The organism is Terrihabitans aquatilis (genome assembly GCF_052542005.1).
Genome location: NZ_JBOCUO010000003.1, coordinates 356456 through 383135, shown reverse-complemented (window position 1 = coordinate 383135; position 26680 = coordinate 356456). Strand labels below are relative to the sequence as shown.

Genomic DNA, 26680 nt, shown 5'->3' with positions numbered 1-26680 from the left:
TCCTCACTCGATGATGAAGCGTGCTTGCCCCGCTCGTCCGGCGGGGCGGCCGGGAGGATGCTTGGCGAGTTTGTTGATGAAGATGCGCCCGGCATCGGTCGGCGGGGCCGAACGATCGGCCGGCGTGCTGAGCCGATCAGGGCTGGCCGACGGCCGCACGATGTAGGGGGTGACGATGATCACGAGTTCGCTCTCGTTTTTCTGGAAGTTCGAGGAGCGGAACAGCGCGCCGAGCACCGGCAGCTGGCCCAGCCACGGGAACGCGCTGACGCTCGTCGTGAAATTGCGCCGGATCAGGCCGCCGATCGCGAAACTCTGCCCGCTGCCCAGTTCGACGACCGTGTCCGCGCGCCGCGTCGACAGGGCCGGCACCGACAATCCGTTGACCACCACCGCGCCCTGAGCGGACAATTCGCTGACCTCCGGTTTGACCCGCACGTTGATCAGATTGTTCGACATCACGGTGGGGATGAATTCGAGGCTGACACCGAACCTGCGGAATTCCACCGTCACCTGCCCATCGCCCTGGGAGATCGGGATCGGGAATTCGCCGCCCGCAAGGAAACTCGCGGATTCTCCGGACACCGCCGTCAGGTTGGGCTCGGCGAGAACCGAAACGAGCTCCTCGTTCGCGAGCGCGTCGATCACGGCATTGATGTTCGTCGCGCCGCGCAGGAAGCCCACGCCCACGCTACCGCCACCTTGCGCCGCTCCAGAGCCGCTTCCCGCCCCGTTCAGAATGTCGAAGATGAAATTGCCGCTCCGGCCCACGGCCGATAGGTTGATGCCCAATTGCTTCATCGCGCTGCGGGACACTTCCGCAACACGAACGCTCAGATTGACCTGCAACGATCCGGCGACCTGCATCTTGTTGACGATGACGGCACCCGCTCCGAGAAATTGCTCGGTGATGGCCTTGGCCTCGTCCGCCACGTCCGCGCTCGGCACCGTTCCGCTCAGCACCGCTCCGCGCGGCGTGTACGACACCTTGACCGGATATTCGCCCATCTGGCTGCGCAACAGGGAACGCAGGTCCTCGATCGGCTGGGTGACGATCACCTCGAATTCCGCGAGCGCCTTGCCGCTGTCATCGAGTGCGAACAGGCTCGTTCGCCCGGACTTCTTGCCGAAGACGAAGACCACATCGTTCTTGGGCGCCTGAAAATCCGCGATGTTCGGATCGGCCACGAAGATACTGGCCGCCGGACCCGGCAAATGCACGGTCTCGCCGCGTGACGAGGTGATCGACAGCGTGCCCCTCACACTGTCGCCGCTGTCGTCGATCCCTTGGGCAAATGCCGTGGTCGGCCAATGAAGAGCCGGCAAGCCCCCAAGCAAACCGGCGAGGATGAGCAGACACAAGACCCGGCGCACCTGGCCCAGCCACCGCCAATTCGTCCTGAAAGCGAAGTCGAGCAAATGCATGGCGCTCTAATCCGCCATCTCGGCCGAGAGCCGGGGTGTGCTCGTCTCTGCCTCCGACACGATCTCGAGCGTGTAGCCGATACCTCGGACCGTGCGGATCTTCAGGTCGGCTCTCGACTGGCTCAAATGGCAGCGCAGCCGGTAGACCCCGACCTCGAGAGCGTTCGCGGATACTTCCTCGTCGAACGTATAGATGCTCTCCTCCAGCGATCCGCGCGGCACCACGCGCCCGAGGCGGTTCAGCAGAACTTCGAGGATGCACAATTCACGGCGCGCGATCTTCAGCGCCGTCTCGTTGACATACGCCTGCCGGCCGATCGGGTCGAAGCTCAGGTTTCCGGCTCGGATGGTCGTGTCGGTGATCTGCGAGCTGCGCCGCAGCAGCGCCCGCATCCGGGCCACCAATTCTTCCGCAGCGAGAGGTTTCGGAAGAAAATCGTCCGCGCCTCCATTGTAGACCTCGATCCGTTTCTGCGGATCGTCGATGGCGCTCATGATCATGGCCGGAACGGCATGGCCGTTTCGGCGAAGCTGTTTTAGCCAGGACAGTCCGCTTCCGTCCGGCAGGCTGAGCTCCAGCAGGAGAATATCGTAGCTCGCGCAGTCGAAGGCGGCGGATGCATCGTCGAGGGAATGCGCGACATCGACGGCAAAGCCGCTCTGTGCCAGTGCGGTCTGCACCATCCCCGCATGCTCCTCGTGCTGATCGATCAAGAGAGTGCGCATGCTCCCCTCCGCGGCCCGTCCGCTCGATCAGGCGGTAAATGCGTCGGGTGACAACGAGATGAACTTTCCGTGAAGGTCTTGTCGGATCAGCGCGTTGGCCAGGCGGGTGTGGCCGCCGCGCACAGCCCGTCCCGCTCGATCATCGACCTCGCTGCGGGAAATTTCAGACGCGGTCGCCGCCGTCAGCTTGCCGAAAGCTGGCCTGTCTAGATTGGCCAATGTGGATGGCTGGGCTGCGGCTCCCAAGCGTGCATGGCCCGCCTGCGAATTCGGTGGAACAGGAGCAAACAATGAACGGCATTTCCGGCTGGGGCTTCATCCCCGTCGCCCTCCCCTCCAACAGCCCCATCGGCGGCCTGCCGGCCGGTGCATCCTTCGGCGATTTCGCGAGCGGCGGCACGCCGAACAGCAATGATTTCGTCAACAACGTCCATTCGGCCGCCAATCCGGCCGAGAAGCGCGATCTGATCGACGCCTATGCCGCCGGCTTCATCGCCGCATCGCGCTCGCCGGTCGCCGGCCCGCAACCTGCTCCGAGCTACGTGCAGGCCGGCTACACGCAGGGCCTGCCGATGCTTCCGGTCGGCCAGACCGGCCCCGTGGCCGGCGTGCCGACCCTGCAGGGTCTGGAGCAGCAGCGCCGCGAATCGTTCGCCGATGTGATGGAAGGCTTCCAGCACTTCGCCGGACTGGTGGAGGAATCGCAGCTTCCCGACATGGCCAAGAACAAGATGCTCGACGGCCTGTCCGGCCTGATGTCGCAGCTTGCCGGCCTCGCCAATATCGGCGCCGGCGGCAGCACGCAGGCTCCTCCGCCGCCCGCTCAATATCCGAAGGCCCCCTCGGCCGGCTCCGACGTGTGGACCCATGAGACCGGCAAGGACGGCACCTCCGAGATCCGCCTGGGCGACAAGTACACGCTCAACCTGAAGGAAGGCGACCAGTCCTTCACGATCAAGAACAACGAGACGGGCGAAGAGACCCGGGTGTGGGGCGACCCCCATGTCGACAAGGGCAATGACGGCACGAACGACTTCGACTTCAAGAAGGACATGACCTTCGTGCTCGAAGACGGCACCAAGATCACCGTCAACACCGTTCCGGCCGAAAACGGCACGACCTATTCCTCCAGCCTGACGATCACCAATGGCGACAACGCCATCCAGGTGACCGGCCTCGCCGGCGACAAGGACGGCAAGGACAATCTCAAGGTGGTGCAGTCCAATGCCGGCCGCACGCTGGACAACCTGACCGCCGATGGCGCCCAGACCATCTACGAGCGCGATGGCGATTGGGTCGATGCGATGGGCCGCAGCGTCAACCAGTCGATCATCGACGGCGCGGAGCAGGCTGCTTCCTGAGCTCAGGCTCTCCTGATCGAATGAGTGGAGGCGGTCGCGACCAGCGACCGCCTCTTCTTTTGGGCGCGCCCGGCAATCCCTTCCATTCCGGCTGAAAACCGGCCTCGACGTCAGCTTGCTATCAGCTTGCCCCGTCATTCTGCGGAGAGAAGGGCTGGATCTCAGTCAGCCGGATCAGATCATCGAGGGGTGGATCAGATGGCGAAATCATCTGTCGCGAGCGTCAGCGCTCAGGAGCGTTCCCAGAAGAAGGACGCAGCGCAGGACCCATCGTCGTCCTCGGCCGGAAATTCCGCCTCCAGCGCCGACTTCAACCGAGAGGTCGCCGAAGCGCGTGCGGCCGAGCAAGAACGCCGCGCCGCCCAGGCGTCCAGCGCCAACGACAATGATGCCGCTCAGGCCTCAGGCCCGGCATCGCAGAGCGCATCCGGCTCCGACGATGGCGCCGTGCAGGAAACCGGCAGCACCTCCGGCGACACCGGCATTCCCGACGCCGTGAACACAATCGTCGATCCGGCCGACGAGATCGCCAGGCTGGACAGCGACGGCGACCAGGTCACCATGAACATCACCGCCGAGGGCAAGGCGCAGATCCCGCTCGCCCGCATTCCGGTCGGCGTCGGCGTCAAGGGCCAGTATGGCTTCGATATCGGCGTCACGCGCAACGGCGATGGCGGCGAAGGGCAGGCCGCGCCCACCTATGACGTGACCTTTAACAAGCGCCTGCAAGGCGGCCTCACCGGCGAGATCGGGGTGCCCGGCGTCGATCCGGCGGCGGAGCTCAATCTGGGAACGGCCGATTCCGTGACCATGAGCTTCGACAGCTCCGAAGAGGCGGCTCGCGCGGTGTCGATCCTGCAGCGTCTGGGCGCCTCGGAAGCCGCACGCGATGCCATCAACGCCCCCATTCCGGGCGTCGGATCGGCCGGCGCGGCCTCGAACCCCATCCCCGAGGGCGATGGCAGTTTCAGCGACGGTCTGATCGACACCCATTCCTGGCCCACGCCGGGCAACATCGCGACGGCGGGCCTGCGTCCTCCCGAAGAGGACATGGCCTTCCTGCGCGACAACATCACGGGTTTCACCCAGGAAGTGACCGGGCAGGAACGTCTGAAGCTCGGGGCCAAAGCCGCCAATCTCGGCGTCGAGACCCGCCTCGATGCCAATGCCCGGATGATCCGCACGGTGGAGCTGCCGCGCGATGGCGAGCCCGGCAAGCTCACCTACACCATGGCCGGTGATCTGGATTCCAGCACCAAGGAGAAGTTCACCGTCGGCCAGCAGCAATTCGATCAGTTCGAGGTGGGCTACATTCCGCAGAACATCGTCGATCATGGCACGATGCGCGGCGAGGTCAGCCTGTCCTGGGATCTCCCGGCCGATGAGAGCTACAGCGAGATCGGCGGGCGACCCCTGCCCGAACTCGACGGTCTCGGCGCACCCGACGAGCTCTCGACCCGTCTGGAGCTGAATTACCAGACGCAATCGCTTCTCGACCTCAGCCGCACCGACCAGCGCCGCATCACCCTTGAGGCGTCCGTCCGCAACCCCACGGAGCACGCGGGGCAGATCGCGTCTTCCCTCCTCGACGGTGATCTGCCCGGCGCCTTCGCGGACATGGGCTCGGATACAACGGTCAACGTCAAGGACGAGAACATCCAGCGGACGGGCTCCCATCAGCAGCACGAGCTCGGGCTGACCGTGGTCGATACCGGCAAGTTCGGCATATCGCTGATCGCCGATATCGGCCGCGACGATATCGTGTCCCGCCGTTCGGCGAGCTTCTCGGGCGCGGACATGGCCAAGGGCGTCGAAAAGCCCGAGGCGCCCACGCCCGTCCCCGAGGTCGATGACCCGCTCCCGGCCGAGACCGTGCCGCCCGAGCAATTCGTCGTCGTCCCGCATGACGGGCTCAACATCCGCGACGAGCCCAACGGCGAACGCATCTCGGCATTCCGCAACGGCACCTTCATCGATGGCACGGGCGAGCGGCGTCTGGATGCCAATGGCGATGAATGGATCGAGGTCACGGGCCGAGACGTCAACGGCACGGAGACGTCCGGCTGGGTCAACGGCCGCTATCTGCAGGCCAATTCCACCGGCGACATGGGGCCGACCGGCCGCATCAATCCTGGCCTTGAGGAGCAGGGTTATCAGGCCGTCGAGATCCAGGACGGCGACAATGTCTGGGATATCGCCCGGCGCAACAACGTCGATCCCCAGGAGGCTGTCGCGCTGAACAGCGAACACCTCATCGACCCGAACCTCATTTTTGCCGGCGACACGGTCTACCTGCCCGGCACCGCCGCTCCTCCGCCGCCGCCCCCGCCGAAGCCCGAGCCCGCGCCCCCCGTCGAGCCGCAGCCTCAGCCGCAGGACGACAGCACTCCTTCCGGACCTGACCACCCATCTGAATCACCCTCCGTGGGGTCCGATCCCAGCGCTTCCGGGGTCGATGGATCGAACGAACCGGGCTCATCGAGCTCGACCGGGGACGACGATTCGGCATCCGGATCGAGCTCTGACCCATCCGCCGATGACGCGCCGGCGGTCGAGGAAGGCCGCGGATCGACGGCGACCCCACCGCCACCCGCCGACAACGCCGGAACCGATGAACTGGACCGCATCCTCCGCGACTACCAGGTCGTCGAAGACCCGCGCGGCACGGTGGAATGGAGCCCCGGCGGCCTTGCCGGTCTGTTCACCGACAAAAGCCGCGAGCTGACCGCGACCGAGGCAGACCTCATGGACACGCTCAATCTGTTCGAGCTGAAGGACATGCGCGACATCAAGTCGAAGGCCGAGGAGACCGCGCTCGAGCAATATCCGATCCCGGACGATCTGCGGAACGGCTTCCCGGATGGCCGCGAGGTGCCGGAGAATTTCGATCGCTGGGCCCAGAACGATGGCCATGCCGACGCCTTCCGCCACGCCTATTGGAACGCCCTGATGACCAAGCGCTTCGGCTCGGACTTTGCCGAGCGGTTCGCGACGGCCCATGAAGGCACGGTCAACAACCCGGCCGACCGCGAGGCCATGGACCTCCACAACAACGAAATCGGGCGCAACATCGCGCAGGCCAATCCGAACGCTTCCGAGGAAGAGCTGGCAGACCTCGTCCGGGCCTCCATCGAGAATGGCGAGATGGTGGTCATCGACCGCTCCGGCGAACTCGCGTGGAGCGATGACGTGGAAATCAGCGCCCATGGCGAGGCCGATGACGTTCCGGCGCCCGGCCTGATGGAGACGCCCGAGCTTGCCGACAGCGCGTCATAGTTCTGAAGCACAGATGTTTTCTTATCAGGCAGGTTTGTGCGTGCGCCCGGCGCACGCACCGCCGTGTCCATCTGCCGGGAAGATGATGTGATGAAAACCGTCCTCTTGATTGTCCTCGTCGCCGCCGTCGCACTTGGCGGTCTCTACGGCCTGCGCAAATACCAGCAGATGGAGGCCCGCACCTTCAACAAGGAGCGCTGGATAGCCCAGGCGGGCGTCCAGCCGAGCGAGAACCGTCGTTCGGTCATGAAGCGCGACCTCGAATCCCGCCTGTCCACCGGCATGCGGGAGGAGCAGATCATCGATCTCATGGGTCCTCCGGACCAGCGCGCGCCCGGGCAGTTCTCCTACAGCCTGGGCATGCCGGGCTTCGGCGTCGATTACGCCTCCTTTATCGTCGAGTTCGACGATGAAGGCCGCATGACGCGCTATTACACCGATCAGGGCTGATCGCGCGGCCTAGACCAGGCCGGCTGCATGGAGGATCTTGGCCACGGCCGGGAAATGCCGGGAGGGCACGGCCTGGCCGAGCTTGGCAGCCTTCAGCAGCCGGCGCGCCAGAACGGGGTCCTCCACGATCGGCACACGCTCGTCCCGCGCCTCGGCCAACAGGCGTGCCGCGCCAGCGTCCTTCCCCCGACACACGATAATCGGCACGCCGGTCTCCCCGCGCACATAGCGCAGGCCCACCAGCGCACCGCGCCCCTGCACCACGATGGTCGCACGCCTCATGCCCAAAGGCGGCTCCTGCGCCGCTTCCTGCCGCAGACGGTGGTGTTCGCTGCGCAATTGCGGGTTGCCCTCCTGCTCTTTGAATTCGCGCTTGGCCTCGGTCTCGGTCATCCGCATGTCGCGCAGGAACAGCCAGCGCTGCGTCAGAAGATCGAGCATCCCCGCCGCCAGAAACGCACCGGCCGCGATGCCCATCAGCAATTTGCTTTCCACCGCGACGACGAAGCTGAGGCAGCCCATGCCGCAGATCGGGATGTAGACGAGCGTCTTCCACATGCCGATGATGACGAAGAGAAAGGTCGCGCCCAGAAAAGCGGCCTTCAGCAGCGTCTTCACCAGTTCGATCGCCGAGCGCATGCTGAAGATGCGCTTCATCCCGTCGATGGGATTGACGTTTTCGAGCTTGGGTTTCACCGGCTCGAAGGAGAAGACGAGGCCGCGATTGGCAATGAAGCTCGCGAAGATCGCGGCCGCGCAGACGATCGCCAGAAACGGCGCGACCGTCTTCAACGCCAGCTCGGCCAAGGCTCCCATGGCCTGACGCACGCCGACATCGAACGGCAGGTTCTGGACCTTCTCGGACACCAGCAGCGCGTCGCGCCAGTTGTTGTCCCAATGTCCCGCCTGCGTCCACAGATAGAGGATTGCGGCACAGGTGGCGGTCGCCGTCACGAAGTCCGTGCTGCGCGGGATCTGGCCCTTCTTTCGGGCGTCCGAGAGCTTCTTCGACGACGGAGGAAGCTTCTTTTCCTCGCCGCTCTCGCTCACCGCACGAGATCCTGAAACTGATCGAGAATGCCCTTGGTGCCGGCGATTTCAGGCTTCATGTACTCGATCAGGTAGACCGCATAGACCGACATGAAGATCACGACACCGAAATTCTTCACCATCGGCGCCAGATCGTTCGGTTTGAACTGCGGGGTGAAGCGGCCCATCAGCATCACCGAGATATCGATCAGCAGCAGAAACACCAATACCGGGCCCGCGACCAGCAACATGGTCCGCATGATATGGTCGAGAAGGCCGACAAGCGTCATCGCGCCGTCGACGGTGAGTGTCGGCATGAAATTGAGGACGGGCCAGATCCTGTAGCTGCCGTACAGCCCCCCGATCATGGTCTGAAGGCCGCCCGACACCACGAAGATCGTGACGGCCGCGATGCCGAGCAGCAATCCCATCGCGGAGGCCTGGCTGTGCGTCGTCGGATCGACGGGCGCAACCTCGCTGGTGATGCCGCGCTGGGTGTCGATGATCTCGCCCACGGCCTGGATCGCCCACAACGGAATGCTCAGCAGCATCCCGATCAGCAATCCGACGAACACCTCCTTCAGGCCGAGCAGCGCGATCTGCACCATGCGCCCCTGCCCCTCTATGCGCACGAGATCGGCGCCGATCTGGTGGACGAGCGGCAGGGTGATGGCGATCGCGAACGCACCGCGCACCAATCCGCCGATCTGCGGGCGGGTGAAGACGGGCAGGATCAGCATGATGCCGACAGCGCGCGCCGAGCCCAGCCCCGCCGCGACGACGATCTCGAGCGCGGAACCGATCAGTCGCTGGATGTCTTCGGGAGAAATGTTCTGCATGGCGCACCGTCAGCGATGCGCGGTGAGAGCCGGGAATTCGGTGAAGATCTGCTTCGTGTGTTCCAGAAGCGGGGCGCTCAGCACCGGGGCGAAGAACCCGAGCACCGCCACCACGACCAGCAATTTCACGGTCAGCGGCAGCGTCTGGTCCTGGATCTGCGTGGCGGCCTGGATGATACCGATCACCAGACCGGCGACCAGGGCGGCTCCCAGAGGCGGCAGCACCCAGATCATAAAGATCGTCAGCGCCGTGCTCATATGCGTGAGGATGCTGGTGTCGTCCATGGCGCCCTCCCTCAGGTCGGCGTGGTGTAGCTGAGGACGAGCCCGTGCAGGAGCCGCGACCAGCCGTCGATGGCGACGAACAGGAACAGTTTGAACGGTATCGAGATCACCGTCGGCGACACCATGGACATGCCCATCGCCATCAGGATCGTGGTGACGACGAGATCGATTGTGATGAACGGCAGATAGAGCAGGAAGCCGATCTCGAACGCGCGCTTCAACTCGGAGATCAGGAAGGACGGGATCAGGATCACGAGATCGTCGGCGCTTGCCTTGCCACGCATGTCCTCCGGCCAGACCTGTTCGGTGGAGGCCAGGAAGAACTGCCGTTCGTCCTCGGTCGTGAAGCGCTGGAGGTGCTCGCGCAGGGGCTCCTGCCCGACACGCGCGGCCTGGATCCAGTCGTCGAACGTCTCGTAGCGGAGCTGGGAATCGGTCAGTTGCGTGTACGTTTTCTCCGCCACCGGCGCGCTGATGAACACCGTCAGAATGAGCGCGGCCCCATACAGCACGATGTTGGGCGGCACCTGCTGGGCGCCCAGGGCGTTGCGCACCAGGAACAGCACCACCGACACCTTCATGAACGCCGTCGTGGTCACCACCGCGAAGGCGAGGAGGCCCAGTCCGACCGTGACTGCGATCAGGCCGAGAATGGCCGGCTGCATCTCAGTCATCGGAGGCGAGGCTTTCCAGCAGGCGGACCCCCAGAGTATCGCCGATCCGCACGATCTCCCCGCGTCCGATCCGGCGGCCATTGGCGAGGATGTCGACCGGCCCTTCGGCAGGCCGGCCGAGATCGAAGATGTAGCCCTCGCCCAGCATCTTCAGATCCCGCAGCGGCATCGACCAGCGGCCGAGTTCGAACGTCACCGCGATGTCGACATCGTCCAGCAGGGTCCAGGGATCCGACGATGAATCCTGTGTGGTCATGGAAGCTATCTCCGGATTATCGGATCGCGGTTTCAGTGCGCCCCGCACCAGCAGGCGCGACCCTGCGACGTCCGCCTGCGTGGCCAGGCCGCCAATCAGCAGATCGACATTGTTGCGGGCGAGCGAGCATTCATCCGGCAGCAGGACATCGCCCGGCCGGACCCCGCCCAGAAGCTGGGCGCGGATGCGCAGCGAGCCGATCTGGGCAATGAGGGCGAACGGGATGTCGCCCGGCGGCCCGACCGGCTGCGGCGGGAGGCGCTGGATCAGACCCGCGAGGATTTCATACGGACGAGGCACCGCCTTGGCCCGCGGATCGAACAGAGCGACGTAGACCGGTGCCCTCAAATCGCCGAACCGGGCCTCGAAGACCAACGCTCCGCCCCCCGGACGATGGCCCCGAACGGCATCGAGGCACAGCAAGATTCCGGCCTCTGCCTCGATTGCCGCCAGCGCGTCCGAAAGCGCCATTTCCAGCAGCAGGGATCCGGTCGGCTCCGGCGGCAGCGGCAGTCCGGGCTGAACCGAAGCGACCAGTTCGTCCAGCAAGGCACGCGGCACGGAGATCACGATCTCGCCGCCGTCCGCCTTCCACACCAGATCCACCAGGGAACCGGCAGGCTCCGCGTCCGTCCGGCCGATAGTCTTCGGCGCGACGCTGAACGCGCGTGCGCCCAGATGCCCGCTCCACGCACCGCGCGGACCGACGATCTGGTTCATCCATCCGGCAAAGGCGGTGGACAGAACAGCCGAGGGCTCGAAAGTCGACGTCCCGGTCACGAGCGGATCAGGCTCGGCGAAGGCTGCGCGTTCGCGATCGACGGATGGCGGCAATCGGCGTTCATCGCGCGCCCGGGTCGGTCCCGCCTCCCGCCTGGCCGGTTCCGTGCCGCAGCGAGATGTCGTCCTCGGTCTCGATTTCGCTGACACTTTCCTCGCGCATGAACTGGGCCTTGCGTACATCCGTCTCGATCAGGGTCCATTTGCGGGTCACCGCTGCGGCGCGGGCCCAGAGCGCGCGGGCTTCCGCCGCGATCTCGTCTGTCTTCCGACGTGCCTCGATGGCGGCGTCGAGCGCCTTCTCCTTCCGGCCGATCGTTTCACTCAGAATGTCGAGTTGAAGGCTGCGCCGTTCGACGTCACTCACATGGACGGCGTCGCTCGCCTGCAACGAAAGATGGAAATCCGCTTCGTACCGGGTCCGTGCCTCGCGCGCCTGCCGGAGTTCGTCGAGCGCGTCGGCTTCCGCTGCGGCGGCCAGCTGTCGCTCTCTCTCCCGGGCCTGCCATTCGCCGAGTGCGCGCTGCTCCCGTTGCTCCTTCAACTTTCGCAGGGTTTGGACACGCGCCGAACTTATGCCGTCAGACGCGACATCCATGCGACAGTCTCCTGAAAGGTCGAGCGATCCTCATGGCCCTGCCGCAGGAAGGCGCGCAGCTCGTCGATGGAGGCGATGGCGCGATCCGTCACGGCATCGCTGCCCTGCTTGTACTCGCCGACCTGAAGCAGGAATTCGGCCTGCGCATATCTCGACAGAAGATCACGCATCATGTTCGCGGCACGGCGGTGATCGGCGGTGACGACCTGATCCATCACGCGGCTGCGGCTGGCGAGCACGTCGATCGCCGGGAAATGGCCCTGCGCCGCCAATGTCCGCGACAGAATGACGTGCCCGTCGAGAATGCCCCGCGTCTCCTCGGCGATCGGGTCTCCTGTCCCGTCTCCTTCCAGAAGCACCGTGTAAAAGGCCGTGATCGAGCCCTGCTCCCCCATGCCGGCCCGCTCCAGAAGGCCGGGAAGCATGGCGAACACCGATGGCGGAAAGCCGCGCCGGGTCGGCGGTTCGCCCGCGGCCAGTCCGATCTCGCGCAGCGCCCGCGCAAAGCGGGTGAGCGAATCCATCATCAGCACCACGCGCTTGCCCTGCTCGCGGAAATATTCCGCGATCGCCGTGGCCATGTGGGCGCTCTGCACGCGCTCCATCGCGGAGCGGTCGGAGGTGGCCACCACCATCACCGTGCGGCGCAGCCCTTCCTCGCCGAGATGGCCCTCGATGAATTCGCGCACCTCGCGGCCACGCTCGCCGATCAGCGCCACGACCGCGACATCCGCCTCGGCGCCCTTGATGATCTGCGACAGCAGGGTCGATTTGCCGCCGCCCGGCTCGCCATAGATGCCGATGCGCTGCCCCTCGCCACAAGCAAGAAGCCCATCCAGCACCCGCACGCCCAGCGGCAACGGCCGTTCGATCATGCGCCGGGTCATCGGATTGGGCGCCGGCGAGCGCAGGGGCCGCACCTCCGTCGTGGGGATGCTGCCGCGGCCGTCGAGCGGCCGACCCGAACTGTCGATGATCCGCCCCAGCAGAGCCGCGCCCACCGGCACTTCCAGCATCCGCCCGGTCGGCACCACCTCGGTGCGGCTCGACAAGCCCTGCAATTCGCCGATCGGCGTCAGCAGAACACCCTCGGCCGACAGGCCCACCACCTCCGCCTCCAGCGACCAGCCGGTGCGAGGGTCCTGCAACAGGCAGACCTCTCCGATACGCACGTCCGGGACCACGGCATGGATCAGCGTGCCCACCGCGCGGGTGATGCGCCCCCGCACCGCGCGGGTGTCGATGCGCTGGCGGCGGGCTCGAAACTGAACGAGCGCGCTTTCCAATTGCTCGTCGCGCATGGCGACCGGTGCAGCCTCCGAAGGCGGCATCATGTCTGGGCGTCCGCCCGCGCGGGCAAACCGAAACCGAGCCGAAGCGCCCGCATCTGCGCCTCGACGCCGAGATCGATGTTCCCGTATTCGCTCCACATCACGCATTGGTCGGGAGCCAGAGCGGGATCGGCCTCCACCTGCACCAGGGGCCGCCCGCCACGGCCATCATACGCCTCGAATTCGCGCGACAGCCGCTCGAGCCGCGCCGGTGACGCGCGAAGCCGGAGGTTCGAGCCGCTGAACTTGCGATCGACCGCATGCCGCACGGTGCGGATCAGGATGTCTTCGGCGTCCAGATTGCCCAGAAGATCCTCGACGATCTCCATCACAAGGGCTGGAAGCACGCTCTCCAGAGATCCCTTCTGCGCGGCCATACGCGCCGACACCTGCGCGACCAGACGGGCAGCCTCCCCCGCCCCGGCCTCATAGCCATCGGCATAGCCGCGCCGCCGCTCCTTGGCGAAAGCCGGGCCCGCCCAGTTCCGCACGCGGGCCAGATGCCGGTGCGCGGCCTCGAGCGCCTCGGCGGCTTCGTGCCAGAGGCCGGCATCTTCCGCACGCACGATGGGGCCGAGCGGTCGAAGCTGCGGCGGCGGGGGGGAATGTTCGAGCCCGCTCTCCGCCGTCATGGCTCACCATCCGTGGCCGCCAAATGATCGAGCACGCGTTCAACGATGGATTTCGCGGCGGATCGGTGCTGCGGCGAAAACTCGAATGCCTCCAGCGGCGTTGCCGGATCGAGCCGCAGGATCACGCGACGCCGCTCCAGGGGCGAATATTCACCGAGCCAGGCCCGCAGGCAGGCAAGACCATCCCGTCGGATGGCGTCCGCCAGCCTGTCGGGCTGGTCGATCGCTTCCTCGCTTACCGAATGCGAGACGTGGCGGACGCCGAAGGAGTGGATGTCGCGCCCCACATGCTGGGCAAGCGTCGCGAGTTGTTGTCCGGAGACCAGCATCAGCAGCGAGCGGGCGTGCCACACCGCACCCGCCAGAAGAGCCACCCGTTCCGGGTCCGCCCCGCGCAGCACATCGGGCCCCCATTCCGCCTCGATCGGGAACGCGCTCCCGAACGCGAGGCGCGCCAATCGGACATGCAGGCGTGGCGCAGCCTGCATTTTGCCGATGGTCTCAAAGTCCAAACCCGGTGCCAGGCAGGAAGCGAGACGTGCCGGATGGATCAGCGGAACGAACTCGGCAAGCATGGCGGCCGGCTGCCCGGCGGAAGCCACTGGCACGACCGCGTCTCCCTCGCCGCGCGTCACACCGGATCCCGGACGTCGGGCGCGCCGCCGGATTTCAACGCCAGTCGCGTGGACCCGCTTTCCAGAAGATCAGCCGATTTTGAGGCCCCGCGCTCGGTGCGGCGCAGGGCGTTGTATCCGAGCACACCCAGCCCCGCGCCCAGCACCGCCGCCCCGGTGGCGATCAGGCTCCAGAACAGGTTTGGCGCAATGCCGTCGGTCAAGCCCGCCTGCGCCCGCGTCATCGCATGGCCTGCCGAGGCACCGGCACGGTCCACGGGCACGAACACCACGGCGACCTTGTCGTAGGACAGGCCCTCGATGCTGTTGGCGACGAGCATCTTGATCTGCGGCAGCAGCGCGTTGATCTGCGCCTGTGAATCGTGGCGGATGAACACCGAGGCCGAGGACGGCGTCGTGTCCTGCCGCAACAGATCGTTCTTCGGCAGCACGACGTGGATGCGGGCCGAAAGCACGCCGTCGATGTCGCTGATCGTGCGCGACAATTCCTCGCTCAGAGCATAGACGTAGCGCGCCCGTTCCTCGGTCGGCGAGGCGATAAGGCCCGAGCCCTTGAAGACCTCGCCGAGGTTCTTGAATTGCTGCCGGGGCAACCCCTTGGATTCGAGCAGTTCGATCGCCGCCGCCGTCTGCTTTTCCTCGACCTGCAGGGTGCTCGTTCCGTCCTTGGCCACCGCGCGCGTCGCATCGATGTCGTTGGTCAGCAGAAGCGCCAGCATCTCATTGGCCTCCCGCTCGTCCAGCCGCGTGTAGAGATCGGCCTTGCAGCCCGCCAGCGCGAGCACCGAGACGATCAGCACCAACGCCCGGCGGGGCGAACGTACGCGGTGACGTGCGGCGGACAGGCCCATGCGCTGCGCCTTAGCTGGCCGACATCAGCTTGTTGAGCGATGAGCTGAAGCTGCCCGTGCTCTTCGACACCAGGGAAACCTGGATGACGTTGTTGTAGACGCTCTGCAGCGTCTCGATCATGGCGTCGAAATTGTCGGGCGCCGGCTTATGGGGCCTGGCCGCCGCGCCGTTCGAGGCTCCGGCCTGCAGCAACGGCTTCTCAGTCGCGGATGGCGCGCTGACCTGCATGGGCGAGGCAGAGGCCTGCGCCGAATTGCCCTGATGAACGTTGGCGAGGTTTTCCAGGATTCGCTCGCCGAGCGACGCCGTCCGTCCCGTCGTGCGAGAGACTTCGGAGGCCGAATTTACCGGGGATGTGGCAAAGGCACCCGGCGCGGCCTGGGATCTGGCCCCGTCGGCAGCCGCCACCTGCGTCACGCTGTTCTGGAACGCGGCAGAATCCGCGGCCGGCGCCATTCCGGCGGCACCGGTCGTCGAGGCGATCATATCCGGCGATAAACCTGTAGCTACCGGCATCATGAGGGCATCTCCCTAGTTCGCTGAAGAGGCGAGCAAACCGCAATTTGTCCGACGCGCGCCGACGATAAGCCCCGCACCTGACAGGAATCTGACAGCACGAAGTGTCACCCACACGTCACTCAGACATCACATCCATCCGCTAATTATATCCGGCGATTCACTTGTCAAGTTTAGGCATAGAAATTGCCAGATTTATTCGAAATAAAAAATCGAATAAGATTAGCAATCATCAGCGCATCACTTCTCGTGATGTCGCCAATATATGCCATGTCTGCCCAACTACACCTTCCTGATACGCCCTATTATTACACGGTCCTCGATCAGGACCTTGCGGCGGCGCTTCAGGAATTCGGGAGCAATCTCGATCTCAAGGTGAATGTCAGCGGCGAAGTCAAAGGCCGCATCCGCGGCCGTATTCCGGAACTCGCGCCGCGCGACTTCCTGGATCACCTGACCAAGCTCTACAATCTCCAATGGTATTATGATGGCTTGGTTCTGTACGTAACAGCTGCGAAGGAAGCGCAGAGCCGCCTTTTCGTGCTCGCTCCCATCACGTTCGAGGCCTTCAAGTCGACCCTCGATGCGCTGAACGTGTCCGACGACCGTTTCGTCGTGCAGCCCGCCCCCGGCAACGGCCTGGTCCTGGCCTCAGGGCCGCCCCGTTTCGTCACGCTCGCGGAGCAGACGCTGAACGGTCTGGTCGCGGAGGCGCAGGCCCGTCCGCGCATTTCACCCGCCCAGAAAACGCGGGAAGAGCAGGTGCTGACCCTGTTTCGCGGCTCGCAGATGACCGTCATCCGCGGCGGCCGCGTCGAGGCCGAAGGGACGGCAGCCGAGGCTCCTCGTCCGGATGGGATCGTACGCGCGCCGGCGCTCGAGCAGAAACAATGAGAGGCCTTTGCCTCGTCAGGTTCCCGAAAGCTGGCCGTCCTAGGCTGGTGCAGGTCAGAAGCAGGGCTGCGGAGATGTTCGCGGCCTGATCAAACCAAGGAGCATCCCATGCTGGGAGCAATCGGAAGTCTGGTTGGCGGTGCCCTGGGTGGCCCCATCGGTTCGGCCATCGGCGGCGCGGTCGGCGGGGCGCTGGGAGGCGGCGGTTCCTCGCAGGAAGCTGAAGCGTTCGAGGCGGCGCTGTCCTCGTTCGGAATGCAGGTCGCAAACGACGCGATGGCCGATTTCGACGAGGTCATGGCTGACACGGAAGAAGACGCCTGAATCCGGCTTCGGCCGGTGAGTTCTGAAAGAGCCTGTCGGTCGGACGGGTTCGGTTAAACACTGTCACAGGAGAATCCCATGTCCATTCTCGGTTCTGTTGCGAATGTTGCCACCGGTGCGATCAACGGCATTGCCGGCGGCGGTGCGGCCGGCGGTAACGGTGCGGCCGGCGGCGCGGGCGGCGATGCCGCCAACTTCCAGTCCCAGATCGCCGAACTGAAGCGCGTCAGCGAGGAAGCTCAGGCCAAGAGCATCCAGATGCGCATGGTTTCCACGCAGCTGTCCTCGGACAAGAAGGTCGCCGACGAGCGCGTGCAGTAAGGACTGAAGGGGCGGCCTCCCGGGGCCGCCCTTTTCTCCAGCCGCCCATCGAAGGCCGGCCTTGAGCAAAACCTGAGAGAAGACCGAACGAGCCATACAGGGCGCCTGTATGTGCTCGTGCTTGCGTTGGAGGAGCGATCCATGGGCGAACCAGCCGGCTACCAGTTCGCGGTGGTCTCAGGTCTCTATTCGGGACTGTCCAATGAGGCTCCGTCCGGTACCTCCCTGATCGGCAGCGGCCCGGATGCGGATCTCGTTTTCGTCGAGCAGGACCTCGCGCCGCATCACGTCCGAACCACACTGTCCGGCCGCAGCCTGACGATCGAGGCGCTCGCCCCGGGCGTGGTCGCGGACGGTGAGGAGATAGCTCCGGGAAGCCAACGCGAATGCCCCCTGCCCGTGCGTCTCGACATCGGACGCATGGCGATGGTGTGGTCCTGCGATATCCCCCTCGAGATCGTGCCGGCGCAGCCCCAGCCAAGCCGCTCGACGCCCTACCTTATCGGCGGCGGTGTTCTGGCCGTGGCACTGCTCGGCGGGATTGCCGTCCTGTCCTGGAATGCCGGAGCCGATGCCTCCGCCGGCATGACCACCGGGTCCACCCCCCTGACCGCATCCCTCGCGCCGGCGCCAAAACTGACGGTCGCCCAGAAGGACGACGGCGAGACCGCCGCCCTCGCCGCGCAATTGCAGGAGGAAATCGACCGGACCGGCTTGCTCAACGTCAAGATCGCGCCCGGCGCCGGCATCGTCACCGCGACAGGCACGATCTCTCCCGGCGCGGTCCCGGATTGGCAGAAGGTGCAGCAATGGTTCGATCATCGCACCAATGGATCGCTCACTCTGGTCAATGGCGTCAGCGTGCGCGAGGAAACCGTGCCCTCCTCGATCGCGGTGGAGGCGGTCTGGCAGGGCTCGGAGCCCCATCTCCTGATGCGCGGCCAGAAATATTTCGTCGGCGCCATGCTGGATGACGGCTGGACGATCCACAAGATCGAGGCCGACCGTGTCCTTCTCAGCCGCGAAGGCCGCCTCGCGGCCGTTCGGTTCTGACGCCGGTCGCCGCGGAGGATCCGACAGATGGTCAAGCTGCCGCGCCGCCCGATCCGCCCGGATGTCCCGCTTCCCGCCGTCCGGGATGAACCGTCCGTCCATATGGACAAGAATCCGGGCCGCATCGACCGTCCGGTCCCGGGCATCGCCGATGCGGGCGGGCAAAGGGCGCGCAAGAGCGCGGACCAGCCCCCCCAGGCACCGGGCGATCTTCCGCTGGATCTCGCCATCGAGGCGGTGCTGGAAACGCCCGGCCTTGATGGCGTTACCCGGATCAGCCTGGACGATATGCGCACGAACCTCGTCCAGGTCGATCCGCGCGCGATGCTGGCCTCGCTCTACGGCCGCAATCTCGCCCACGCCCTTCTGAATTTCGTGATGCCGAAGCTTCGCCACCCGGACGTGCTCCAGGCCGGCGCGCATGCCGCGCTGCTCGAACGGTTGGCCGAAAGGCTTGCGGGCGCGGAGAATGACGGCGTTCGCCAGCGTGGCGCCGCCATCGTCGACGAGGAATTGCAGCGGCTCGTTCTGCTCCGGCAGAACCGCAACAGCATGATCGAGGGCTGACGGTGCTGGAGGATCGGCCTCGGCCAGCGGAATTGCCGGCCCTTCCCGAGCCGGCCGCCGGCGCAATCGCCGATCTGTCCGGCCGGGAACGCGACCTCATCTGCGCACTGTCCTATGTGCACCTCACCTGCGGCGAGACCGCGCGCAGCGTCGCGATGCTCCGCCTGATCGAGGCCGAGCATCCGGACGATCGCGGCTTCCTCCGCATCCTCGCTTACGCCCTCATCGCCGATGGCCAGAGCGAGGCCGCCCTCGATGTGCTGGCGCGCCTGGAGGGCATGGAGGACGAGCCCGCCGCCCGCATCTTCCTGGCGTTGATGCGCAGCCACGCCCTCCACGGCAGCGGGCGGCTTGAAGACGCGCAGGACGCGTTCCGCCATTACGTTTCCCTTCGCGCGGCGAACGCTGCCCGGTCAGGAATGCCCCGATGATCGCCCAGATGCGCAGCCTGATCGCCCGGGCCCCGGCCCATCCCGACCTCATGGTCGCGGTGATGCTGCTGATGGCCATCGGCCTCATGATCCTGCCCGTGCCGGTCTTCCTGATCGACCTGCTCATCGGCTTCAATCTCGGCTTCGCGGTGCTGCTGCTGATGGTGGCTCTCTATGTCGCCACGCCGCTCCAGCTGTCCTCCCTGCCGGGCATCGTGCTGATCTCGACCGTGTTCCGCCTGTCGCTCACCATCGCGACCACGCGGCTGATCCTGGCGGAGGGCGACGCCGGCAGCATCATTCACACGTTCGGCGATTTCGTCATCGCCGGGAACATCGTGGTCGGCCTTGTGATCTTCCTGATCATCACGCTCGTCCAGTTCATCGTCATCGCCAAGGGCTCCGAGCGCGTGGCCGAAGTGGCCGCCCGCTTCACGCTCGACGCCCTCCCCGGCAAGCAGATGGCGATCGATGCCGAATTGCGAAACGGCGATATCGACCCGCACGAGGCCCGGAAGCGGCGCAGCACGCTGGAGCGGGAGAGCCAGTTCTACGGCGCGATGGACGGCGCCATGAAGTTCGTGAAAGGCGACGCCATCGCCGGCCTCGTCGTCATCGCCATCAACATGCTGGGCGGCATCACGATCGGCGTGGTCTCGAAGGGGCTCACCTTCAGCGAGGCCCTCCATCACTACACGCTGCTGACGGTGGGCGACGCCCTGATCTCGCAGATCCCGGCGCTTCTGCTCTCGATAACGGCCGGCACCATCGTGACGCGCGTCAATGGCGGCAGCCAGGTCAATCTCGGCGGCGATATCGCCGACCAGCTCACCGCCAGCCCCCGGGCGCTGCGCCTTTCGGCCTTCGTGCTGGTGGGGATGGGGTTCGTGCCCGGCTTTCCCACCGCCGTCTTCCTCATTCTGGCGGCCATATTCGGCGCGGCAAGCTTCATCCAGCGCCCCGCGCCCGAGTCGGAAACCGTTGCCAACGCGGCGAATGACGGCGCGGGCACCGTTGCGGCACGCACGCCCTTGCCGGCCGAAGCCCTGCCCGTGGCCGTGTATCTCTCCGGCGATCTGGCGGAGACCCTGCCGCGCGATGCCCTGAAACAGCATATCGAACGCATCAGCAGCCTCGTCTCGGCCGATCTCGGCGTGCTCGTGCCCCGGATTCCCGTCCAGATCGAAAAGCGTCTCCCGTCCAAGGGCTTCCGCATCGACGTGGAAGGTGTGCCGGTGGAAGAAGGCACGCTCGATCCGGGCGAACTCCAGATCGCCGACAATCCCGTCAATATCGAATTGAGCGGCATACCCTTCCGGCAGGAACCGGACGGCGACGGGATCTGGGTCGATTCCAGCCATTCCGGCATGCTCATTGCGGCCGGCATCGGCCACCGCGATGCCGCCGAAATCCTGGCGATGCAGATCCATGCCGTTCTGACACGCTATTCCCAGCGCTTCGTCGGCATTCAGGAGACGCGGCTTCTGCTGGCGCGCATGGAGCCGGAATATGGCGACCTCGTCAAAGAGGTGATGCGCACCACGCCCGTGCCGAAGATCGCCGATGTCCTGCGCCGCCTGCTGGAAGAAGGCATCCCGATCCGCAACACCCGCCTCGTTCTGGAAGCTCTGGCGGAGTGGAGCGAGCGGGAGCAGAACGTCGTGCTGCTGACGGAATATGTCCGTGCCGGGCTCAAACGCCAGATCTGCCACCGCTACGCCAATGCGCACCGAGTCGTGCCCGCCTACATCCTGGAGCGGGAGACCGAGGATATTCTGCGCGGCGCGATGCGCGACACGGCCGTCGGCCCTTATCTTGTTCTGGATGACCGGCAGAGCGAGCGCTTCCTGTCACAAGTCCGTCAACTCCATGCGACAGTAAAAAGCGGGCAAACTCCTCCCGTCATCCTGGCGTCGATGGACATTCGCCGTTTCGTTCGAGGGTTTCTCACCCGCAATGGCATCGATCTCGCGGTCCTCTCGTATCAGGACCTGGCTTCCGATTTCACAATTCAACCTGTCGGGTCGATCAAGATCGGCGGCGGCCGGGACACCAATCCCGCTTTGCCTCCGAAAGATCTGCGCCGCGCCGTCGCCGCAGCGGGCTGAGACGATACACACGCCCGTGCCCGGAGCCGTCGGCCTTCGCCTGGTTGCGATGTCCATTCTCGGCCTGGCGCTCACGGCCTGCACCACCACGGGCAAGCCCGCTTTGTCGGTTTCGGAAGCCCCGGCCCCCAAGCTGCGCGGCGCCAAGGACATCGACACCGCGATGCTGACCCGCATCGCCCGCGTGGCCGAGCAGAACGGCGGCGACGGGATCGAGACCGAGAATCTCTATCGCCAGCTTGCCCGGAAACAGCCCCGCGCGGTCGAGCCGCGTGTCCGCCTCGGTGAGATCCTGCTCAAGAAGAACGATCTCGAGGGTGCCGAGCGCGCTTTCCGGGAGGCGGTGGTCCTGGACGACAGAAACATGGACGCCTGGATCGGTCTGGCCCAGGTGCTGATCGCGCGGGAGCAGAACCAACAGGCTCTGGAGGCCCTCGACATCGCCCTGCAAAAAGGCGGCGCCAATCTGCGCGTGCTGAACGCCAAGGGCGTCATCCTGGATCAGGAAGGCCGCCATGCGGAGGCGCAGGCCGTCTATCGACAGGCCCTCGCCGGCAGCCCGTCGAACAAGATGCTGCGCAACAATCTCGGACTTTCGCTTGCCTTGGCCGGACGGCAGGCCGAGGCCGTCGAAATCCTCAGGCCGCTCGCCGCCGAGCCCGATGCCAGCGAGGAACACAAGGAAAGCCTCGCCTTCGCCCTCCAGAAATAACATCGCGCGCGACGGGTCAGCTTCCGATCAGGTCGAGTGCCTAACCTCCGGGGCACGATAGACGATCCTACGGAGTTTCGCGCATGGCTGGCGTCGCATCTGCCACCCGAGAGGCACGTTCCGGGCAAACGGCTGAGACCAGGGCTTCTGAGCCGCAGAGCAGCTCCTTCACGGAGGAAGTCGGCAAGGCTCAGGCCAAGGAAGCCGCCCCGCCTCCGGATGCCGATTCGGAAGCGGATGCCCGGCCCGCGTCGGAGCAGGCTCCGCCTCCGGCACCCGAGCGTCAAAGCCGGATCGATGGCTGGGTTGACGATCAGTCCGACCGCAGCGGCGGCTTCCTCGGAATCGGTGGAACGTCGAGCTCCGAAAAAGTGGTCGGAGCGCTGCAGGGCGAGAGCGACCTCGGCGAGCTCTCACCCTCCGAGCAAGGCTATCTCGTCGACCGCATGCTCGATCGCTGGGATGCCGGCAAGGGCGACAGTTCGGGCGGCGCGCCGAACCTCGCCAACGCCCTGGACGACGCGCCCGAGTTGCGCGCCGTGGTGGGCGAGCGTTTCGCCCTGCGCGCGGGCGAATTGGGCAAGCTTGCCGCCAGCCAGAACCCCGAGGACGGCTGGCAGGACCGCATGGCGGCTCGCGCGATGGCGCTCGATGCCGTCACGGCCTTGTCGGGATCGCCGTTCGACAACAGTGGATCGCTCGGCGCGTTGCCCGAGGTGTTGCCGAACCTGCCGCCGGAAACGGCCGGCAATTTCGCGCGTGCCCTCACCACCGGCGTCGACGATCCCGCCATCGGCGCATCACCGGCACTCTCTCGCACATTACAGGCACTCACTTCGGCACATCACACGGAGGCCACGAGCGCCTTCGTGCAGAACGCTTTCGCCCACGCCTCGTCCGCCGATTACTCCACTCTGGCCGGCGATCTGCCCCAGCAACTCGGCCAGGCCCTTGCCCGCGAATGGAACCCTGACGATCCCGCGGCACAGTCCGAGGATGCGACGCGCCTGACCGAGATTTTCGCGTCCTATCAGGGCCAATCCCTCCTCGCGGCCAACGACAAGATCCCGCTGGAATCCCGAGTCAACGCGCTGGCGACGGTGCGTATGGACCCGGGCATCACCGCGGAAACATTGAAGGAAACCGACGATCCCTGGACAAATCCGGCCATCGTCGGACCCCAGGCGCAGGGCATCGCGGCGCAATATCTGAACAGCCGCGGCGATGCCCCCCAGACATTGGGCGGAACGGACCTCGACAATTCGGTCGGCTATGCAATGGGCCTGCCGCCAACCGTACCCGAAGGAACCGACGCCGCGGATGCGGAAGCCGCCGTCGCACGTGGAGAGCTGTCCTATTACGGCTCGGGAGATCACGCCGAGACGGTGAAGGCGGTCACCGATCAGATCCGCAACATTTCGGAAGCTGACAACGCCGACGTCACCGTGCTGCCCGTAATGTATTCCAGCAAGGAAACGGGGCCGATCCAGTTACCGCTGTTCCGCGTCACCGACCCGTCCGGAGCCGAGCGCTACGTCGATAATACAGGACGATGCTACAACGATTTCGCGGACTGGAAGGCGAACAACAAACTGCCGCCCGGCCATATGGAATACCCGGAAGATGGCCATCTCACCGCCGATGAAAACGGCGAGGTCCAGCTGGGTCGGGGCAACACGCCGGAAACCGCCGACACCTTCGGCGAACATCTCGAAAACTTCGTTGACGGCGCCGCTCTCGTTGGAGGCATCGTCGCCGGCGGCGTCCTCATCATCGGATCCGGCGGCCTGGCCACTCCGGTCGTTGCCGCCGCAGGTGCCGTGGCCGTCGGAGCCGGCGCCTGGGGGGTCTACCAAGGTACAAGCGACCTGATCGATCGCTCCGAACATGGACAATCGATCAATCCGTTCGAAGATGATCAGGCGCGAGATCTGTGGCTGAACGTCGGCGCCAACGCCATGGCCGTCGGCGCTTTCGGCAGCGCGGCGCGTCTGGCGCAGCTCGGCAAAGCAGGCCGCGCCATCGCCCCCATCGAGGCCTCCGTGCACGGGATGACCCAGGCGAGCGCGGCGGTGCTCGATACGGCGGCCATCGCCAATCAGGGCATCATGCTGGCCAGTCATTGGGACGAGATGTCGGCCGGCGAACGCGCAACCTCCATTCTGTCGATGGGGTTCTGGGGGGCGGCCACGATGGCCGGCGCCCGCGCCACCGGATCGAGCCTGGGCGACATGTTCAACCCCGTTAAGATCCGGGACAACGTCCTGAGATCCTATGCACCAGCCGTCGCCGCCGATCCCGCGCTCACGGGCAATGCGGTGAAGATCGACTTCGACCCGAACACCGGCGTCGTGCAGGGCATTCGCCACGGCGCGGACGCAAGCCAGGCCGACATCGATCTTCATGTCGCGACCGCACAGAACATGCAGCGCAGCCTCACGCTGGAGGCGCAGATCAACGTCTTCTTCGCCGGCCGCGATGCGCCCCCGCCCGGCAGCGTAGGATGGGCAGCGAAATTCGACATCGGCAAGATCAACGAACGCATGGCGGCACGAAGCGCCGAACTCGAAACGCCCGATCTGTCCATTGATCGCAGGACCGAACTGCAAGCCGCCAATGAGGTCGATCGCCAACACCTCGATGACCTGGCGCAGGACGTCGAGAGCTTCACGCGCGATCCGGCTCATGCCTTCGTGGAGGCCCGCAATACCCGCTTCGCCGCTCGCGACACAGCGGCCGAGCGCCAGGACATCCCGGTGGGGGTGACCACACGACAGGTCGGAAAGAACGAAGTTTCCTGGACCGTGAACGAGAACCACGAGACGGTGAGCACCGAAGCCATCATCCGTGAGATCCCGCCGAAGAAGGAACGTCCCTCCGAGGAAAACGAGCTGACTGCGGGTGTGGGCAAGGAAGGCGGTCGCGCGGGCGCCTACCCTGCCAACGACAATGGCGGCCACATCATCGGATTCCAGTTTCTGCACGATCAGGGCTTGATCAACATGTTCCCGCAGAATTCGGAGTTCAACCAGCAGATCTACACGCAGTTCGAGACCGAGATGCGCGGCTGGGTGGAAGCCGGAGGCGAGGTCCGCGTCAAGGTTCAGACCGGTTCGACAATACCGGAGGGAGGGCTTGGCTGGGGCGATGCGCGTCCGTCCGATGTCATGGTGTCATATGAGGTCATCGACCCTGACACCAATCGCACGGTTTACAAAAACGAAGCGTATTTCGACAATGAGCAGGGACAGCGGTTCGAGGGGTTCGAGCATAGCCTCGGCGACGGCCCCGATCTGGCCCGTACCCGCAAGGGCAAGATCGATCTCGCCGAAGAGATGAGAAAGCGAATGATCCAATGAGCGATATTCCGACATCCGCCAATTTCGATCGCGCGAACGAATTGGTACCCGAAATCACCATGATGATCGTCAACAGCGGCGACTTCGCGGAACGCCCGTGGGATAGCCTGGCCCTCACGGTAATCGTTCAGGGCGGCAGCGTTCAGATGAGCGGCTATACCTACGAGGATGGGGCAAGCCCCGAACCGGCAACACCGCGAAATGTGGAACTCGCACGCAAGTTTCGGGAGCTGGCGGCGGCGATGCAGAAGCCGGACGGGGGAACCTGGGTCAGCTCACTCATCCAGGTCCGCCGGGACAGCCAGAAGGTCCATATCGACTTCGATTATGAAAACCCCGGACGCTGGAAGGTTACGCCTGCCAATCTGAAGTCGCTCCCCGAGGAGATCCGGCCCAAATAGGCTCGCAGTCTCCTATTCCAGCTTCAGATGCAGTTCGCCGACGTCGTCCAGGCTGAACAATTCATCCTCGTCCAGAATAGGAGGCAGACCGTCGAGGCCGGCAAAGAATGAGGTGTATTCGCGGGGAATGCCTGCCTCGTGCGCAGGGGTTTCCTGTCGCGGCTGAGTGGTCAGGCACGAACGGTGAAGAAGCCTCTGCGAGAAGATCGAGGCCATTGCGATCTCAATCGCATGAAAGTCTTGGCTGGCCAGAGCCCGGAACGCCTGGTTCGACAATCTTGAGAACCTGGCGCGATCGGCGACAAAGAATGTTTCCGAAGTCGAGAGCGGATTCGGCGCTTTCAACGGCACCATCAGATCGGCCATGAACAGCCTGTCCAGCACAGGCTCCAGCCGAGCGCGGGATTGCCGCAGGCCCAACAGCATCTCGTAGATCTTGCCAACGAACGCAGAGGGGCTGTCTTCCGTCATGAGCGGCGTCCCCCCTTCCTCGACCAGCCAGGGCGATGGGATCGGAACCTCGACTTCCTCGATCGTCGTCCCTTTTCCTTCAAGGCGGAAAGGGAACGTCCGCAGGGCAACCGGCTTATAGCCACCGGCCCACTCGCCTTTGTTATCGAGAAGCGGCCGCGCCAGATATCGCGGATCGAGAATGACGCACAATTCCGGCCGCCCGCCCTGCAACCGCACCGCCAGAACGAAGTAATAGGCGCTGAGATGAAACTCGGTGAAGCCCAGCGGCAGCCAGCTGAGCGACTTCACAAAACCCAGGTTGGCGGGAGGCGCGAACTGATATCCGTCCGCCTTCAGGATCGAAACGTAGCCCATATCCGGCATCCTCAGCG

27 protein-coding genes are annotated in these 26680 nt (G+C 65.2%); 13 read left to right on the top strand and 14 right to left on the bottom strand.

Annotated elements, in window-relative coordinates; genetic code table 11:
- Positions 1 to 3: 3 nt before the first annotated feature.
- The gene (locus ACQ6S1_RS12735) at positions 4 to 1425 is read right to left on the bottom strand and encodes a type II and III secretion system protein family protein (protein ID WP_445041585.1); all 1422 of its coding nucleotides are present in this window, start codon (positions 1423 to 1425) and stop codon (positions 4 to 6) included.
- Between the two features lie 6 nt (positions 1426 to 1431).
- Positions 1432 to 2151 (bottom strand): response regulator, encoded by a 720-nt coding sequence (locus tag ACQ6S1_RS12730; protein ID WP_445041584.1) that lies wholly within the window; start codon positions 2149 to 2151, stop codon positions 1432 to 1434.
- Between the two features lie 290 nt (positions 2152 to 2441).
- On the opposite strand from ACQ6S1_RS12730, the gene ACQ6S1_RS12725 reads away from it, so the two are divergent.
- From ACQ6S1_RS12725 to ACQ6S1_RS12715, 3 genes are all read left to right on the top strand, one after another.
- Positions 2442 to 3512: a DUF1521 domain-containing protein gene (locus tag ACQ6S1_RS12725; RefSeq protein ID WP_445041583.1), complete on the top strand. Its 1071-nt coding sequence runs from the start codon at positions 2442 to 2444 to the stop codon at positions 3510 to 3512.
- Positions 3513 to 3710: 198 nt separating this feature from the next.
- Positions 3711 to 6788, top strand: a complete 3078-nt coding sequence (locus tag ACQ6S1_RS12720) for a LysM peptidoglycan-binding domain-containing protein (RefSeq protein WP_445041582.1) — start codon at positions 3711 to 3713, stop codon at positions 6786 to 6788.
- A 90-nt stretch (positions 6789 to 6878) separates the two neighbouring features.
- The gene (locus tag ACQ6S1_RS12715) at positions 6879 to 7238 is read left to right on the top strand and encodes a hypothetical protein (RefSeq protein WP_445041581.1); all 360 of its coding nucleotides are present in this window, start codon (positions 6879 to 6881) and stop codon (positions 7236 to 7238) included.
- A 9-nt stretch (positions 7239 to 7247) separates the two neighbouring features.
- Here the strand turns inward: ACQ6S1_RS12715 and ACQ6S1_RS12710 are convergent, their stop codons facing one another.
- Genes ACQ6S1_RS12710 through ACQ6S1_RS12660 form a run of 11 tightly spaced genes read right to left on the bottom strand, consistent with a single transcriptional unit; the run spans position 7248 to position 15668 of the window.
- Entirely contained in the window at positions 7248 to 8288 is a 1041-nt protein-coding gene (locus tag ACQ6S1_RS12710) for an EscU/YscU/HrcU family type III secretion system export apparatus switch protein (protein WP_445041580.1), read from the bottom strand.
- Positions 8285 to 9106, bottom strand: coding sequence for a type III secretion system export apparatus subunit SctT (gene sctT, locus ACQ6S1_RS12705; RefSeq protein WP_445041579.1), 822 nt, complete (start codon positions 9104 to 9106; stop codon positions 8285 to 8287). The genes ACQ6S1_RS12710 and sctT overlap by 4 nt, the downstream gene beginning before the upstream one ends.
- A 9-nt stretch (positions 9107 to 9115) precedes the next feature.
- A complete protein-coding gene (locus ACQ6S1_RS12700) occupies positions 9116 to 9391 on the bottom strand; it encodes an EscS/YscS/HrcS family type III secretion system export apparatus protein (protein ID WP_445041578.1) in 276 nt (91 codons plus the stop codon).
- Between the two features lie 11 nt (positions 9392 to 9402).
- On the bottom strand, positions 9403 to 10065 hold the full coding sequence (gene sctR / locus ACQ6S1_RS12695) for a type III secretion system export apparatus subunit SctR (RefSeq protein WP_445041577.1): 663 nt from the start codon (positions 10063 to 10065) through the stop codon (positions 9403 to 9405).
- Positions 10058 to 11155: a type III secretion system cytoplasmic ring protein SctQ gene (gene sctQ, locus ACQ6S1_RS12690; RefSeq protein ID WP_445041576.1), complete on the bottom strand. Its 1098-nt coding sequence runs from the start codon at positions 11153 to 11155 to the stop codon at positions 10058 to 10060. The genes sctR and sctQ overlap by 8 nt, the downstream gene beginning before the upstream one ends.
- Positions 11156 to 11162: 7 nt before the next feature.
- Complete coding sequence (locus tag ACQ6S1_RS12685; protein ID WP_445041575.1) at positions 11163 to 11699, bottom strand: hypothetical protein; 537 nt, start codon at positions 11697 to 11699, stop codon at positions 11163 to 11165.
- Positions 11675 to 13000, bottom strand: coding sequence for a type III secretion system ATPase SctN (gene sctN, locus ACQ6S1_RS12680; RefSeq protein WP_445042021.1), 1326 nt, complete (start codon positions 12998 to 13000; stop codon positions 11675 to 11677). Before sctN ends, ACQ6S1_RS12685 begins: the two co-directional genes overlap by 25 nt.
- A 29-nt stretch (positions 13001 to 13029) precedes the next feature.
- Positions 13030 to 13662, bottom strand: coding sequence for a type III secretion system stator protein SctL (gene sctL, locus ACQ6S1_RS12675; protein ID WP_445041574.1), 633 nt, complete (start codon positions 13660 to 13662; stop codon positions 13030 to 13032).
- Positions 13659 to 14270, bottom strand: a complete 612-nt coding sequence (locus ACQ6S1_RS12670) for a nodulation protein NolU (RefSeq protein WP_445041573.1) — start codon at positions 14268 to 14270, stop codon at positions 13659 to 13661. The genes sctL and ACQ6S1_RS12670 overlap by 4 nt, the downstream gene beginning before the upstream one ends.
- A gap of 23 nt (positions 14271 to 14293) precedes the next feature.
- Entirely contained in the window at positions 14294 to 15148 is an 855-nt protein-coding gene (sctJ, locus tag ACQ6S1_RS12665) for a type III secretion system inner membrane ring lipoprotein SctJ (protein ID WP_445041572.1), read from the bottom strand.
- A gap of 10 nt (positions 15149 to 15158) precedes the next feature.
- Positions 15159 to 15668 (bottom strand): nodulation protein NolB, encoded by a 510-nt coding sequence (locus ACQ6S1_RS12660; protein ID WP_445041571.1) that lies wholly within the window; start codon positions 15666 to 15668, stop codon positions 15159 to 15161.
- Positions 15669 to 15935: 267 nt separating this feature from the next.
- Here ACQ6S1_RS12660 and ACQ6S1_RS12655 point away from each other — a divergent pair, with 267 nt between their 5' ends.
- The 10 genes from ACQ6S1_RS12655 (at position 15936) to ACQ6S1_RS12610 (ending at position 25835) form a co-directional block, all read left to right on the top strand.
- Entirely contained in the window at positions 15936 to 16559 is a 624-nt protein-coding gene (locus ACQ6S1_RS12655) for a secretin N-terminal domain-containing protein (protein WP_445041570.1), read from the top strand.
- Positions 16560 to 16667: 108 nt separating this feature from the next.
- Positions 16668 to 16883, top strand: coding sequence for a hypothetical protein (locus ACQ6S1_RS12650; RefSeq protein WP_445041569.1), 216 nt, complete (start codon positions 16668 to 16670; stop codon positions 16881 to 16883).
- A gap of 78 nt (positions 16884 to 16961) precedes the next feature.
- Complete coding sequence (locus ACQ6S1_RS12645; protein ID WP_445041568.1) at positions 16962 to 17204, top strand: hypothetical protein; 243 nt, start codon at positions 16962 to 16964, stop codon at positions 17202 to 17204.
- Between the two features lie 141 nt (positions 17205 to 17345).
- The gene (locus tag ACQ6S1_RS12640; protein ID WP_445041567.1) at positions 17346 to 18257 is read left to right on the top strand and encodes a SctD/MshK family protein; all 912 of its coding nucleotides are present in this window, start codon (positions 17346 to 17348) and stop codon (positions 18255 to 18257) included.
- 27 nt (positions 18258 to 18284) lie between these two features.
- Positions 18285 to 18824, top strand: a complete 540-nt coding sequence (gene sctX / locus ACQ6S1_RS12635) for a type III secretion apparatus assembly protein SctX (protein WP_445041566.1) — start codon at positions 18285 to 18287, stop codon at positions 18822 to 18824.
- 2 nt (positions 18825 to 18826) lie between these two features.
- Complete coding sequence (gene sctY / locus ACQ6S1_RS12630; protein WP_445041565.1) at positions 18827 to 19255, top strand: type III secretion apparatus assembly chaperone SctY; 429 nt, start codon at positions 18827 to 18829, stop codon at positions 19253 to 19255.
- Positions 19252 to 21363, top strand: coding sequence for a type III secretion system export apparatus subunit SctV (gene sctV / locus ACQ6S1_RS12625; RefSeq protein WP_445041564.1), 2112 nt, complete (start codon positions 19252 to 19254; stop codon positions 21361 to 21363). The genes sctY and sctV overlap by 4 nt, the downstream gene beginning before the upstream one ends.
- 16 nt (positions 21364 to 21379) lie before the next feature.
- Positions 21380 to 22075, top strand: a complete 696-nt coding sequence (locus ACQ6S1_RS12620) for a tetratricopeptide repeat protein (protein ID WP_445041563.1) — start codon at positions 21380 to 21382, stop codon at positions 22073 to 22075.
- 83 nt (positions 22076 to 22158) lie between these two features.
- On the top strand, positions 22159 to 25434 hold the full coding sequence (locus tag ACQ6S1_RS12615) for a DUF4781 domain-containing protein (RefSeq protein ID WP_445041562.1): 3276 nt from the start codon (positions 22159 to 22161) through the stop codon (positions 25432 to 25434).
- A complete protein-coding gene (locus ACQ6S1_RS12610; protein ID WP_445041561.1) occupies positions 25431 to 25835 on the top strand; it encodes a hypothetical protein in 405 nt (134 codons plus the stop codon). The genes ACQ6S1_RS12615 and ACQ6S1_RS12610 overlap by 4 nt, the downstream gene beginning before the upstream one ends.
- Positions 25836 to 25847: 12 nt before the next feature.
- On the opposite strand, the gene ACQ6S1_RS12605 is transcribed toward ACQ6S1_RS12610, so the two are convergent.
- The gene (locus tag ACQ6S1_RS12605) at positions 25848 to 26663 is read right to left on the bottom strand and encodes a SapC family protein (protein ID WP_445041560.1); all 816 of its coding nucleotides are present in this window, start codon (positions 26661 to 26663) and stop codon (positions 25848 to 25850) included.
- Positions 26664 to 26680: the final 17 nt, after the last annotated feature.

Excerpts from the sequence above, each read along its gene's own strand:
- sctX (WP_445041566.1), top strand. The coding sequence starts at position 18,285 with ATGGTCAAGCTGCCGCGCCGCCCGATCCGCCCGGATGTCCCGCTTCCC.
- ACQ6S1_RS12660 (WP_445041571.1), bottom strand. The coding sequence starts at position 15,668 with ATGATGCCGGTAGCTACAGGTTTATCGCCGGATATGATCGCCTCGACG.
- ACQ6S1_RS12700 (WP_445041578.1), bottom strand. The coding sequence starts at position 9,391 with ATGGACGACACCAGCATCCTCACGCATATGAGCACGGCGCTGACGATC.
- ACQ6S1_RS12735 (WP_445041585.1), bottom strand. The coding sequence starts at position 1,425 with ATGCATTTGCTCGACTTCGCTTTCAGGACGAATTGGCGGTGGCTGGGC.
- sctN (WP_445042021.1), bottom strand. The coding sequence starts at position 13,000 with ATGCGCGACGAGCAATTGGAAAGCGCGCTCGTTCAGTTTCGAGCCCGC.
- sctR (WP_445041577.1), bottom strand. The coding sequence starts at position 10,065 with ATGACTGAGATGCAGCCGGCCATTCTCGGCCTGATCGCAGTCACGGTC.
- ACQ6S1_RS12645 (WP_445041568.1), top strand. The coding sequence starts at position 16,962 with ATGTCCATTCTCGGTTCTGTTGCGAATGTTGCCACCGGTGCGATCAAC.
- ACQ6S1_RS12610 (WP_445041561.1), top strand. The coding sequence starts at position 25,431 with ATGAGCGATATTCCGACATCCGCCAATTTCGATCGCGCGAACGAATTG.
- ACQ6S1_RS12615 (WP_445041562.1), top strand. The coding sequence starts at position 22,159 with ATGGCTGGCGTCGCATCTGCCACCCGAGAGGCACGTTCCGGGCAAACG.
- ACQ6S1_RS12650 (WP_445041569.1), top strand. The coding sequence starts at position 16,668 with ATGCTGGGAGCAATCGGAAGTCTGGTTGGCGGTGCCCTGGGTGGCCCC.
- sctL (WP_445041574.1), bottom strand. The coding sequence starts at position 13,662 with ATGACGGCGGAGAGCGGGCTCGAACATTCCCCCCCGCCGCCGCAGCTT.
- ACQ6S1_RS12605 (WP_445041560.1), bottom strand. The coding sequence starts at position 26,663 with ATGGGCTACGTTTCGATCCTGAAGGCGGACGGATATCAGTTCGCGCCT.
- ACQ6S1_RS12655 (WP_445041570.1), top strand. The coding sequence starts at position 15,936 with ATGTCTGCCCAACTACACCTTCCTGATACGCCCTATTATTACACGGTC.
- ACQ6S1_RS12640 (WP_445041567.1), top strand. The coding sequence starts at position 17,346 with ATGGGCGAACCAGCCGGCTACCAGTTCGCGGTGGTCTCAGGTCTCTAT.
- ACQ6S1_RS12685 (WP_445041575.1), bottom strand. The coding sequence starts at position 11,699 with ATGGATGTCGCGTCTGACGGCATAAGTTCGGCGCGTGTCCAAACCCTG.
- ACQ6S1_RS12730 (WP_445041584.1), bottom strand. The coding sequence starts at position 2,151 with ATGCGCACTCTCTTGATCGATCAGCACGAGGAGCATGCGGGGATGGTG.
- sctT (WP_445041579.1), bottom strand. The coding sequence starts at position 9,106 with ATGCAGAACATTTCTCCCGAAGACATCCAGCGACTGATCGGTTCCGCG.
- ACQ6S1_RS12715 (WP_445041581.1), top strand. The coding sequence starts at position 6,879 with ATGAAAACCGTCCTCTTGATTGTCCTCGTCGCCGCCGTCGCACTTGGC.
- ACQ6S1_RS12720 (WP_445041582.1), top strand. The coding sequence starts at position 3,711 with ATGGCGAAATCATCTGTCGCGAGCGTCAGCGCTCAGGAGCGTTCCCAG.
- sctV (WP_445041564.1), top strand. The coding sequence starts at position 19,252 with ATGATCGCCCAGATGCGCAGCCTGATCGCCCGGGCCCCGGCCCATCCC.
- ACQ6S1_RS12725 (WP_445041583.1), top strand. The coding sequence starts at position 2,442 with ATGAACGGCATTTCCGGCTGGGGCTTCATCCCCGTCGCCCTCCCCTCC.
- sctJ (WP_445041572.1), bottom strand. The coding sequence starts at position 15,148 with ATGGGCCTGTCCGCCGCACGTCACCGCGTACGTTCGCCCCGCCGGGCG.